The sequence below is a fragment of the Pseudoalteromonas rubra genome, assembly GCF_000967655.1.
Taxonomy (GTDB): Bacteria; Pseudomonadota; Gammaproteobacteria; order Enterobacterales; family Alteromonadaceae; genus Pseudoalteromonas; species Pseudoalteromonas rubra_A.
Genome location: NZ_JXYA01000010.1, coordinates 78,016 through 91,078 on the forward strand (window position 1 = coordinate 78,016; position 13,063 = coordinate 91,078).

Here is a 13,063-nt window from a genome sequence, read left to right on the forward strand (position 1 = left end):
TTGCCTACGAGCTACCTCGTAAAACCACTCAAAAAGGAAACTTTATGAAACTTGTTAGCCTAGCAGTTATCGCTGCTCTGGGAGGGGCTTCTCTTGCCAGTGTCGCGAGCCCTTTGTCCGCAAATAGCACCGCTTTACCTAAGTCTGCTTTAGAATTTCAGACATTGAGTAGTGCAGAAAAAGTACAACAACGACTGAGCAAGCATGGTCTTAATAAAAGCAATCGCCCGCATTTGTTCAACCTGCTGGAAAAACGCGAGCAGGCAAAGAAATTTGGGCTCAAAGCAGCTCAGACAGAGCAACTTAGCAGCCTGAACAATAGTATCAGCGCAAATTGTAACGCTGATAAAGTATGTTCGTTTTTCAAACACATGGGGTTGAGAGCCGTTAAGGACGCGTCTGGCACTGAGTATGTGATGATCTCAGCCATTAACAGTGAAGTGGCATCAACCACTTATACCTTTATCGACATTGCGCTGATTGACGAAAATGGTCAGGACATCACCATTCCTCGATTTGCTGAGTACTATGGTGAAGGGATTTCCAAAAAGCGTATGGATATAGCGTCGCTTGGTAAGCTCAGCGATATCATGCCAAGACTGCTCGCCGCAGAGCAAATTTTCGCTGATGCCTGGGTGACTGTGGTGTATATCGATGAAAATGGCAATGAAGTTGCAGAAGACAAAAACACCGTTGTTGAATATTCTAAAGAAACTCTGCTGGCTGAATTGGGCTATCAGAGCGCGCTTTCAGCCAGCCAAAACCTAAAACACGCCACCGCGTCAACGCAAGCATGGACTGAAGCACTTCCTTCGTCATCTATGCCGACGATCCAGCAAGGTGCGATCCTGGAAAGTGCCGTCACCAACCCGGTTGATTTAAAAGAGATCAACGCAGACTCAACACTGGATCGGATCAAAATCTGCCTGAACCGCAAATACGCTGACTGTGACTACGACGCCGTCTACCCTCACGGCACGCCTAATGATCAGTTAAAGGTACTTGTACCGTTTTCTGGTTTTCGTGATGTCATGGGTAAAGTGACCAAAATCTATCGCCCTGACTGGAGCACCAAAGACGTCACTTATGACGCCAATGGTAACCCAAGCTATGCCATCAAGCCTGCTGGCACCCAACCGATGGGCCTGTACCATGGCACCGAAATTTTCATTCAAACGAAAGAAGGCGGTGGTGCGTCTAAGTTAGGCGGATACCAGGGCTCAGAGCACCTTTTCTCTGATCACATTTCACTGAAATATATGCAAAAGCAAGTCGGTGACAACGTCTACGACTACACCCGAATCTCATGGAATATCCCACGCTCAAAAGGGGTATTTGGCGATGCAACTCTCTACGGCCGTTATGCCGATGCACACTGGATCATGAACCTGTCGGTTGAAGTTGAGCAAGAAATGCGTGGCAGAAAACGTCTGCGTAATTTTACCTACGTTGTGGGCAGCACAGACATGCCTGAAGAACAAACCTGGACCGATATTGATCACCCGCCTATGCAGATGGTTTACAGCTGCCTGGCAAAAGGCTCAATGATCATGCTGGCTAATGGCAAGCAATTGCCAATCGAGCAGTTACAGGTTGGCGACTTGGTACTTGGCGCAAGTCAATTTGCACCTAACTCACACATGCCGCTTGAAATTAAAGACGTATCAATTGGTGTTGAAGCCTTACCTATGATCAAGATCACCACAGATTCAGGCAAAGAGCTGCTGCTCACTGAATCACACCCTGTGGTCACTCAATCTGGCGTCTCGGCTTGGGCCAACAAGGTTCAGCAAGGTGACCGTATTCACACCACCAATGGCCTGGAGCTGGTCACCAAAATAGAGCAAGTGAAATACGAGGACAATGTTTACAACCTCAAACTGGCTCGTACCTCGGACGATCCAAAGCACATTACCGGTGAGACTTTCTCAATGTTTGCAAATGGCCTGCAGGTGGGCGATCTGGCAATGCAAAGTGACAATGAATTTGAGGATGAAGTGGAAACAACACAAGACGTCCTGAATCGAATTCCTGAAGCTTGGCACAAAGATTACCTAAACAGCATTCAGTAAGCAGGAAACAAACCAGTGAGGCCTCTATAGGGGGCCTCTTCACGGAGTGAATACAATGAATAAAAATCAATTCATTTGCCTTGCGCTGGCACTATCGACATCCCAGGCCTTCGCGCAGGCAACCAAAACGCCAGAGAAACTCAGCGAATTAGCCTCGCTTTCAGCAGAGGCAAAAAGCATAGATTTGGTGCCGCTTGGTACCGCACATCAAAGTAAAGGCGATGTCTTACTGGGCATTCAGTCTGTACAAGGCATGGCCGTTGAGCATCTGGGCAATACCAATATCGACTTTCGCGTCGGCGTTGATCTCAGATATGAACAGGCGCTCAAACTTATCGACGGTAAGGTCGATGCCGGCTTTAAATTCCCGGCTGTGCGCGTTGATGCGGGCGCAAACTATGCCAAAGATATCAGCGCAGACCGTTACACAGGTACCTATACCGTGTATTCGTCAGTCAAACCTAAGTCTCGCATCTTAATGCCAAGTTCAGACCAAGGCTACCAGCCAACACAGGCAGCCATTGAGCTGGCGCAAGCTTATCCGGGTAACAAAGCAGCAAACCTGGGTGATGGCTTTGTGCAGGGTTTTGCCTATGGCTCCAACGTCGTGATCAACATGAAAATTGATTATCGCAATGAGCAAGACAAACGACAGATCGGTGGCTACCTCAGTGTTGACTGGATAGGTAAGGTCAAGGTTGATGGCCAGCTACAAAAGATTGATGAAGAGAAAAGACAGTCCGTTAAGATTTCCATCAGCGGCTATCAGAGCGGTGGCGATCCAAACCGGCTGTTGAACATCATCCCAAATGGCATTATGCGTTGCACGCTGCTGAACCCGGAGCCTTGCTTCAACCTGTTCGAAGCCGCTGTGAACTACTTGAAATCAGATTACATCAACCAGTTTAACTCTCTGGATGATTACAACATCACTGACAGCTATGTCACAAAATATCTGGATTCTGGCGCGGGTTTGCAGCAGTTAATCCCGGACGCGGGCTATACCCAGGTCAACTATCTGACCAAGCTCGTTATTAAAGAGCTGACCTCCCGCTGGATTGAAGAGCGACTCACTTACCGCAGGGCGAAAAATCTTCAGCGCTACTATGCTGCACAGTTTAACGCAGAGCAGCTGAATCAACTGCAAGAAATAGAAACATCCAGTCGCGCCAATGCCAACTTGTTTGCAGATATGGTCGACTACTGTGAGCGCAATCCTGAAGGCAATTACTGCCTCGACTACGAGTCGGGTAACTTAGCTTACTATCGCGACTACAGCGCTATCAGCGACGTATTAAAGTAAGGATACCATTATGAAAAAGTTTTCTATAAGCACATCGATTGTGTCTGCCGCCCTGGCTTTACCCTTGCTGGGTGCCACAGCACAGGCACAGGATCTCAGCGATGCCCAATTGCAAGCCGCCCGTTATAGCGAGCTTGGCGACATGCTCACGGTGACAGAGGCTCAGGGCAGATTCGCCTGGATGCAAAAATGCTACGACGGGTTACTCGTTGAACTGTGGGAGCAAATGTTTGATACCCGCGACATTGTCAGCAAAGAAGAAAAACTACGCCAGCTCAAAGAGCTGTGGCTGTCGGCAGATAAAATCGCTGCGGGCAAAGCACAGTATGTGACCTTTGCGAATGAAGATTTCAGCAATCCGTATGATTGGGTTGCAGGCACCAGTGATAATCAGGCATGTACACTTATGCCGCCAGAGTATCAGCCTGTGGCACTGAAAACGACGGTGCTGTCACATAGCTACTGTGACAATGCCAGCCTTGATAATGAATGGGAATGGATCTCCAAAGTCACCATTGAAGACTTCGAGCATCAATCAGGCACCAAAGCACACACTATGGTATCAGGTAAAGTGGTTACCTTGCCTGCAAACCGAAGCGTCAAGGTCTCTATCACGCCGGGCAATCTGGAACCTGATTTTCCTTCGTACGTCGTTGCACGAGTCTGGGTTGACTGGGATCACAATGGTCAGCTGGATAACAGTGAAATGGTCTACAAATCTGCATCAGATGGGGTATTCAAGTTTACCATGGACATTCCGGCAGATGTTCCCGAGGGCACGACATTGATGCGCATTGCAACCGATGCAGGTGGTGGCTCAGACAACGCTTGCTCCCGTATTCAATATGGTGAAGTCGAAGACTACCTTGTAACGGTTCGTTAAGGAAAGATGATATGAAACCTATTTATTTATCTGTTTTTGCACTGGCAATGACAGGACAAAGCCTTGCTGCGCAAGAAAAAGAGGCGAACATTTCAAGCGCCAACTTGTCAGGCTCTGTGATCTCGGGCCTGATCAACGATCATGTGGCCATGGGTACAGCGTATGACAGCCAAAAGAAACGCTTTCTTAATGTACAGCCTGTCGCAGGTGTCATTGATGAGACCTTTGGTAATACCGAACTCAAGTTTAAAACCGGCATTGATATGAGCTATGACGACATGCTTAATACCTTAAATGGTAGTGTGGATGTCGACGTCAACTTCCCGGTAGTAAGAGTATCGGCCGGTGCTTCTTTGGCCAAAGAAATGGCTTCCAGCACTTACTCCAGCTCATACACCTTTAGCGCCTCGAGCACGCCGAAAAAGCGCCTGTTCTTACCTAAAGATCAAAACCAGGGCTACACCCTGTCTCAAGTGGGCAGTGATGTTGCCAACAATCATCAGACCAAACTGCAAACCTTGGTTGGCGATGAGTTTGTAACCGGTGTTGAATACGGCGCAAACGTACTGGTCAACCTTAAGATCGATTACGGAAGCAACCAAGACAAATCTGACATCGGCGGTTATCTGGATGTTGATTTATATGGGGGTGTATTCAACGTGGGCGGTCAGCTGAGATACCTGAAGGACGAAACCAAATCGTCAGTGAAGATCACGGTACGCGCCATCCAGCAAGGGGGCGATCCTAAGCAGCTGCTAACCATTATCCCAAACAACATCATCACCTGTTCACTGGACAACCCAGAGCCATGCTTTGATATGTTCTATGAAGCCGTGAAGTATGCCAAGTCTGGTTTCAACTCGCAGCTCAACTCACTGAGCGACTACAATGTGGTGCGTTACTACACTACGCGTTACGAGAACTCCTCACTGGCGCTGCGCGCCTTAGTGCCTGAGTATCAGATAGTCAGAAATGCAACAAAATGGCTGATCAGTGAACTTGAAGATGATTTCAAGCAGGCTATTTTGGATGAGCAACGTGCCGACAAGCTGCTCAACAGCTACTATGCCTACTTGCCCGTGTCACAACGCCTGGCTGTAGAGCAGATCAAAGATCTGGCCTATGACAATGCCTGGTTCTTCTTTAATGCTGCCCAGTTTTGCCGCGACAACCCGTTTGGTTACGCGTGTGAAAACAAGGTTCAGGAAATGAAGAGTGCCTGTGTGCAGCGCGGTAAAAACTGCCCGGCCACCTACAATGTGACTGACTTGCAACTGCCAAGTAATGATCAGCAGGACTGGAAACAGTGCGAACTGGCAAGGCAAGAAGCCGTGCGTGCCGGTATCGTTACTGAGGAGCAAAGCGCCCGCTTCAGAAACATGCGCTGGGCCCCGACTTTCATCGACGTCACAGCCCCGGCCCGTGGGATCCTGAACTGGCGTTTATGTGAAGGCGCTCTGACCACTTACGGTACAGCGTTTGCGCAATAACCTGCCATAATTAATCGCAATGTGCCTGCGCACATTGCGATTTCTTTTCAGGGAGCGGATATGAAAAAGTTTTTACCTTTACTGGCTCTGGGGTGCACTTTCGCAGCACATAGCCAAATCTATTACAGTGAAAAAGTCGGTGCCAATGACCTGGGCCGGGCTTTTGACCCAAACATGCATCAGCTCAATAATGCATGCCTGCAAGGCACACCGGTATTACATAATGAACTCAGCGGCAGCCTGGATTATTTCCAGCGCGTTGACGAGACCTTGATCAAACGCCGTACATTCGGAGAGGTACATGGCGGTGTTAATCTGTTTATTATCGCCGGCAGTGTATCGACTTCTATGACACATCGTAATGCCACCGATCAGCGTACACTCACATCGCAGCTTCATCTTAAGTTTGATGAAGGCTATAGCACTTTGGAAGACCGCCAGGTAAAAGCGGGCGTGGATCTCAAAGACTGCGGCAGCCACTTTGTCTATCAGGTCAACTATGGTCGCGATCTGTTTGTCAACACCCGGCTGCACTTCAAAACCGAAGAAGATTACAAACGCTTTGTGATCAAAATAAAGATACGTTTACTGTTTTTCAAAAAGACCATCACTAAGGTCAAAGAAATCGAAAAGTATGCCGAAAATGCGGTATTCAGCGTCGATGTTAACTCAAATGGGCCATTACCAGCCAAACTGCAGCAACAGCTCAGCGAGCAACCCACCTATTGCCGTGGAGGTAACATTACCCCCTGCCTGCAAACACTGGAAAAGCTCGTGGCGTATAGTTTCGACCCCAATGGCCTGATGCTGGATTTGGCCGACTTAGGCAAAGTGCCTCGCAGCTTTGTGGTCAAGAGCTTTCAGGATTCAGGCCACTATGGTGCCGCTGACTGGGCATCTGTGATGAGTAATACCCTGTATGAACCAACCTGGCGTTGGGCTGAGCATCAGTACGGTGAAGCGGTCAGACACTTAGAGCGTGCCAAAGCGTTCTTAGCGGTGGCAAGTGAAGCTGAAAAACCGGCACTGGAGGCTCAATATGAAGCCGCTCAGATTGCCCTCAGTGATGCCGAAACGCTACGCCAAACCTGCCTGACGTCGCCCTGGTTAAGTCAGTGTGGGTCGTAAACAGGCATGTATTTTTCTCACCGAAATGACTGGTTTTTTTATGCCATTTTGGTGAGTTTTACACCTCTAATTGAATAAAATTCATGTTCTACTTTGGTCCAATCCGATTGCACTCAAATTTGATTTATGTCAACGTCTGCTCAATAAACAAAAAATAATGACATAACATCAACAGAGTAGTAGAAGTGATGACAACGACTATTAAACTTTCGCCAGTTGCACTGGCACTCTTTGCGTGCTCCGCCGCGATGGCAGAACAATCTAACGAACAAAACATAGAAACGATCTCGGTACTGGGCTCTAAGGTATCCAACCGGACTGCAACCGAGTCGACTTCTCCGATAGACATACTAGATACAGATCAGCTCAACAAAGGTGGCTTTACTGAATTAGGCCAGAGCCTGCAATCCATCGCCCCTTCGTTTAACTTTAGCCGAACTCAGGTTTCGGATGGCTCTGATCTGTTCCGCCCGGCAACATTGCGAGGGCTGCAGCCAGACCAAACGCTGGTGCTGATCAACGGTAAACGCCGTCATACTCAGGCCATATTTGGCCTGTCAGGCACAGTAGGAGCTGGCGCAGCCGGCACAGATATGAACTCCATTCCTATGATGGCGCTGAAAAATGTTGAGATCCTCAGAGACGGTGCCGCGGCGCGTTATGGCTCAGACGCCATAGCGGGCGTTATTAACCTTTCTTTGAACGACAGCACCGGCGTCACCACCGGTTTTGTGCAGGCAGGGTCGACTGGCGAGGGCGACGGTGATACCTATTCTCTGGGCCTGAACCGAGGTTTTGATTTGGGCACGCAGGGCGGCTTTATTAACGTCTCTGTGGAATATCGCGATGCTGACGGCACCAACCGGGCCGAGCGTGATACCGGTGGCTCCTCGACCATTGCCCCGGGTAGCCTATCTGATGAGGTACGCTGGCGTCAGGGTAACTCAGAGAGCGAATTTATGTCGGTGTTTTATAACGCTGCGCTACCGGTCGGTGACAAAGAGCTCTATTCATTCGCGGGTTTTTCGAACCGAACGGCACTGGGCAATGGCTTTTATCGGGATTTTAACCGTGCGGAGCGAAACATCCCTCAGGTATACCCCGATGGCTTTTTACCCAGGATAGATAACGAAGCTGAAGACCTGTCCTTTGCAATCGGCCTCAAAGGCGATATCAACCCAGACTGGGCGTTCGATGTATCCAGTGTGTACGGCGAAAACCAGTACGACTATTCGTCATCCAATACCATTAATGCCTCTTATGCTGCTGAATACCTGGCGAATAACCCCAACGCATCGGCCCAGGACATTGCCAGCAATGCCGGACCCAGAGGCGGCTACTCAGGGGGGTTCAGATTCGATCAGTGGACGACCAACCTGGATATCAGCGGCATTATTGATATAGACGGTGGCGAGCCGATTTATCTGTCTGTGGGGGCCGAATACCGTAAGGAAAATTATCAGATAGTCCCAGGTGAAGTGGCCTCTTATGCCTGTGGTTTATCTAACTCCAACCGCTCTTTCCCGTCTGTGATTGATGCGGAAATTTTTGCCGACTGTGGTTTTCAGGCTTATCAGGGGCTCAGACCGGATGCAGCCAACAAAGCGGAGCGCTCCAGCCATGCTTTATATGTAGAAGCTGAAACGCTGCTCAGTGAAGACTGGCTGGTAAGCGCGGCGCTACGCTACGAAGATGTCTCTGACTCAAACGATGACACTATCTGGAAGCTGGCAACCCGCTATGAACTGAGCGAAGATCTGGCAGTGCGTGCGGCGGCTTCGACGGGTTTTCGGGCGCCGTCCTTACAGCAGTCTGGTTACACTGCCTTCACCACCACACTGGGTGGCGATGGCTCGCTGGCAACCTCTTATACCGCAACCGCTGGTTCACCATTTCCGGCAGCACTGGGGGTAGATGGCCTGAAGCTGGAATCCTCTGACAACTACAACCTGGGTCTGGCCTGGGATGTTAGCAGCGACCTCTCTGTTACGTTGGACTTCTATCAGATCAAGATTTACGACCGGATCAACCTGGGCAGCTTCATTGGCGTCAACAGCGATGAGCTAGATGCTTTCCCGGCGGCTAACACTGCGCTGACCGCCACCGGCGCGGTACAGGGTAACTTTTTCTCCAACTCGCTGGATTCAACTACCCGTGGGGTGGATTTCATCGCGTCTTATTCGACGGCCGTTGCCAGTGGTGAACTGGACATTACCTTTGCCGCCAATAAAAATAAGACAGAAATTGATAAGGTTAACGCACCTGAGGGGATCCCTGAGGGCATCGTTCTGGATCAACAAAGACGCTCATTCCTGACTCATGGTCAGCCAAGAGAAAGGGCAACGCTGACCTTTGATTATCAGCAAGACGACTGGAATGCGCTGCTACGCTTTAACTACTTCGGTAAAACCGAGGTCAGTTACTTTGCAGGTGGACACATTGTACTGCCAGACTTCCTGTCGCCCACCAACAGCTGGCAACAAACCAGTGTGGTTGAATCTGCCGTTCTGGTTGACGTAAATATGGGTTATCAGCTGACCGACAACATTAACCTGTCTGCCGGTATTGATAACCTGTTTGATGAAACGCCGGATGAACTGGGCGATGATGAAGTACTCAACTTCATTACCAATGGTGCTATGCGCTACCCGCTGCGCGCTTTGCCCTATGGCTTTGACGGTATGACATACTACGCTAAGGTGAGCTTCAGCTTTTAACCACAATTGGGGGTGACTAACCAGAGTCACCCCTCTCTTTTTTTATCCTTAACGTGCAAGCACATGTTTTGCAAAGGTGGACTGATCACCCACCAATATTAGAGGTAACCCTCTGGCTCATTTGCGCATCTTCTGCAAACTCTCTCATACCCGGGCGCTTGTAAAACAAGGTACGCGTGTAGTTTGAAATGACCCAGATCACGCCTTCTCTGTCTACATCAATATTATAAAAAGCACCGAACTTAACCAGCTCACCGTTGTTCAGCGTGTACACACTTTGCGGGCCATCATTACTACCATAGACACTGGCAACCAGGTAAACCTGGCCACTTCCCACCGCGATATCTTTAAGTGTGCACAGCTTGCCACAGGCCAGTGGTTGCTGCTCCCAGCTTACCCCGTTAAACTTAAACAGCTTATCACTTTCAGTGATTGCCCAAATTTCTCCCCCCAGTGCAACATCAATTTTGGTAATGATTTCATTGTCAATTCGATAACTGCCTTCGAAGTTTTCTGTGGCGTTATTGAATTTCTTTAAAGTGCCATCCCCGTTGACGCAGTAAACATGATCTACCGTGAATGAACTGACATCCGTCGCGCCCCAGCAGCCGGTCACGGGCTGCCAGTTACCATTTTGATATCTGAATGCATTACCAATCTGGTAATAAATTATCAGGCGCAGGGATCGCTCTTGGGCGATGCTCCGTTGCGCCCAGTCAGCAGTTGAGGAGAATTTAATTAAACACCGATATAATAAAAACGAATAATATATTCCCATGAGTTTATTTATAAACCCCATTAATATCTCACATGAGAGTAAATATTTGCTCTTTTTAATAACGACGCTCAAGCGTAGACAGCTGTAAACGGCTTAAAAATTCGCTACAGATAACACCCAGGGGAACAAGCTACTTCACTAAATGAGCATTAAAAGCAATAAATACAAAAACATAGACTTTAGTACTTGATGTAATCAACTCATTTTTATTGCTTTTTTTGCTCTTCGGCTGCCACTTTTTGCACTGATTTTTTAACTAATACTTATTTATTATTAACAACTTTTATTCGTTATACTATAACAAAATAACCATAAAAACATCACTTTGAAACCTGTTTGACACATTTGTTAACTTTAATTATATTCACCTCCCTTCCAGCCAACCGAAGAATAAAAAATGAAGAAACTGACATTTTCACTTATTTTAATAGGTATATTTATATCATATTGGCTTTTTTCCGGATCTGACTCAGAAATTGCACAACCCCCATCAGTGCAAGAAGATGCACTAATAGTGCATAAAAGCGTAGAATAAGCGGCGCCTGTTGTTGTTTCCGGTTCACCCAAGCAACAAACAGTAATTACCTCAAACACAACAACAGAAATAACGCAGAACATGGAGCGATTGCCGCTGGATATTGGGGAAATCGCATCAATCTCTGATGACGCGAGAGCTGTGTTAACAGAAGCGGGCGTGCTGGCAAGGGATATTAGTGAAGAGGCCTATGTTGAGTTTAACCTTGCCGCCATGCAGCAACTGGAAGTGGGCGATACCTTTGACCTGACTATCCCTCAGACCACCGAAATGCACCGCGCAGAGGTCACCCAGGTGGATGTCTTTCCCAATGGCGATAAAAGCGTTTTTGCGACAGTTACCGGCTCTAATAACCGCTTTCATAATTCAGTGATGACAGTCGGAAGTGACGCCATTTACGGACAATTCACTGTCCCCTCTGGTAATTATGTTTTTGAATCCCACGGCAAGCATGGCTGGATTGCCGCCAAACGCGACCTTTATAAGAATCATGTAGAACACACGCCTCAGGCGCGTGCACCTGCTGAAGGGGCAAAAGATCTCTTTACCCCGCCCATCAACACTCAAACAACAAGTAAGAAGTAAGGAAAATCAATATGAAAAAAGCAATTTTAGCGACGGCGCTCACCTTAGCCTCTGGATTAGCTCAGGCAAACACCATAGATATTGCCATTTTGTACAGTGATGAAGCTGCAGCTAAAACATCCAATATCCAGACAAAAATCAACCAGCTGATCTCGTTTTCTAATCAGGTGTACAGCCAAAACGAAATCAACTTGAGACTGAACCTGGTCGCTTCTGACTCTATTGGCAGTGCACAGGTCACAGCTGATGAAGACTGGCTAAATGCACTGACAAACAGCACATCCATCGCGCAATATCGTGATGCAAATAGTGCCGACATGGTGGCATTACTGGGTGTTGGCTCAGCTACGGGCAGTAACCTGATCAGCTGTGGTATTGCCTGGGTTGGTCAGGGCAGCAACGGTAATCTGTATCCGTCTCAGGTTGACAAAATGTACTCTATTACTGCGGTAGATTGCGGCGCAACCACCTTTGTACATGAGCTAGGCCACAACCAGGGCTTAACACACGCGCGCAGACAAGGGGACACCTCTGGTGGCGTATACACCGATGGCATGGGACATGGTGTTTATAATGTATTCACCAGTATCATGGCCTACCCGCATGTCTTTGGTAGCGCAACACAATACGACTACTTCTCAAACCCGAACTGGACAGCAAACGGCTATCCTTTCGGTGTTGAAGGCGAGTCATATGCCTGGAAAACAGTGAATGCAACCAAAGACGACATTGCAAATATGAAATAACAAACAGCCTGAGCAATTGTCAGGTGAATGAATAAAGAGCGCTCGACGAGCGCTCTTTTTGTTTAGTCCGGTAAAACGAAGCATTGGGGCTAAGAGTACGGCACATGCACAGTAAAAAAACTGGGAGTGGGAAAGTTTGTACTATGTACTAACTCAAATCTGAGCTGACAGTTTCGATGAATAGAGTTGGACTTCACCTAACAAACCGCTACGAGCGAAAGTCGGATGATCGTTCAGCTCGTTTCTGGACAGAAATGAGTTAGGACGAATGCGTCCTTTTAAGTAGCTTGTTATGTACGTAGTTTAAAATGAACACCTGAGCTTTCAAATTCTATGCTCCCAAAGCCACCTACCACCTTGAAATATGATTGATTCTTTTCAAAGTAGTCGATGTTTCCGTAGTCTTTTGAACCGTCAAGGTCTATGGTCGGCTGTATATCATTTTGATTCAAGAGCCCACTAATACTTAACACACCCTCAAAAAGAAGAGATCCCAAACGATAGCAAGTATGCTCACCTATTTGTGGAGCTTCATAATATTTAGACTCCGGCCAGATGCTAAACTCTAGTTCAATTTCAAGAGTTTGATCATTGTAGTGCCAACCCAAAACAAATGAATCCTGAAGGTCTACACCTACGAGAAAATCCATATTTTTCTCCAAATACATACGCCCAGTTAAGGGGTGAAGCACGCAATACCGATGTTACTGCATGGCACTTCAACACCGAAATCACCGCATGCCAAAAATGCCACGCGTGCTGAATCCCTCTTGAACTGTTTGTATGGATAATAGACCCATCAAATTTATTTATCTTACCGATTTAG

At 47.8% G+C, this 13,063-nt stretch carries 10 protein-coding genes; 8 read left to right on the forward strand and 2 right to left on the reverse strand.

Going from position 1 to position 13,063, the window contains the following annotated elements:
- The first annotated feature begins 44 nt into the window (after positions 1-44).
- From TW77_RS05795 to TW77_RS05820, 6 genes are all read left to right on the forward strand, one after another.
- Positions 45-2,072 carry a Hint domain-containing protein gene (locus tag TW77_RS05795; protein WP_046004020.1) on the forward strand — a complete coding sequence of 676 codons (2,028 nt, stop codon included), beginning with the start codon at positions 45-47 and terminating at the stop codon, positions 2,070-2,072.
- A gap of 55 nt (positions 2,073-2,127) precedes the next feature.
- Complete coding sequence (locus TW77_RS05800) at positions 2,128-3,375, forward strand: hypothetical protein (RefSeq protein WP_046004021.1); 1,248 nt, start codon at positions 2,128-2,130, stop codon at positions 3,373-3,375.
- A gap of 10 nt (positions 3,376-3,385) precedes the next feature.
- Positions 3,386-4,258 carry a GEVED domain-containing protein gene (locus tag TW77_RS05805; protein ID WP_052713054.1) on the forward strand — a complete coding sequence of 291 codons (873 nt, stop codon included), beginning with the start codon at positions 3,386-3,388 and terminating at the stop codon, positions 4,256-4,258.
- A gap of 11 nt (positions 4,259-4,269) precedes the next feature.
- On the forward strand, positions 4,270-5,748 hold the full coding sequence (locus TW77_RS05810) for a hypothetical protein (protein ID WP_046004022.1): 1,479 nt from the start codon (positions 4,270-4,272) through the stop codon (positions 5,746-5,748).
- Positions 5,749-5,808: 60 nt separating this feature from the next.
- A complete protein-coding gene (locus tag TW77_RS05815; protein WP_046004023.1) occupies positions 5,809-6,876 on the forward strand; it encodes a hypothetical protein in 1,068 nt (355 codons plus the stop codon).
- A 188-nt stretch (positions 6,877-7,064) separates the two neighbouring features.
- Positions 7,065-9,593, forward strand: a complete 2,529-nt coding sequence (locus TW77_RS05820; RefSeq protein ID WP_046004024.1) for a TonB-dependent receptor plug domain-containing protein — start codon at positions 7,065-7,067, stop codon at positions 9,591-9,593.
- A gap of 85 nt (positions 9,594-9,678) precedes the next feature.
- Here TW77_RS05820 and TW77_RS05825 read toward each other — a convergent pair whose 3' ends face one another.
- On the reverse strand, positions 9,679-10,209 hold the full coding sequence (locus TW77_RS05825) for a hypothetical protein (protein ID WP_156158603.1): 531 nt from the start codon (positions 10,207-10,209) through the stop codon (positions 9,679-9,681).
- Positions 10,210-10,987: 778 nt separating this feature from the next.
- Between TW77_RS05825 and TW77_RS05830 the strand changes: the two genes are divergently transcribed.
- Together TW77_RS05830 and TW77_RS05835 are read left to right on the forward strand one after the other, a co-directional pair.
- Entirely contained in the window at positions 10,988-11,491 is a 504-nt protein-coding gene (locus TW77_RS05830; RefSeq protein ID WP_052713055.1) for a hypothetical protein, read from the forward strand.
- An 11-nt stretch (positions 11,492-11,502) separates the two neighbouring features.
- The gene (locus TW77_RS05835) at positions 11,503-12,237 is read left to right on the forward strand and encodes a zinc-dependent metalloprotease family protein (protein WP_046004026.1); all 735 of its coding nucleotides are present in this window, start codon (positions 11,503-11,505) and stop codon (positions 12,235-12,237) included.
- A 290-nt stretch (positions 12,238-12,527) separates the two neighbouring features.
- On the opposite strand, the gene TW77_RS05840 is transcribed toward TW77_RS05835, so the two are convergent.
- Positions 12,528-12,887 (reverse strand): hypothetical protein, encoded by a 360-nt coding sequence (locus TW77_RS05840; protein WP_046004027.1) that lies wholly within the window; start codon positions 12,885-12,887, stop codon positions 12,528-12,530.
- Positions 12,888-13,063: the final 176 nt, after the last annotated feature.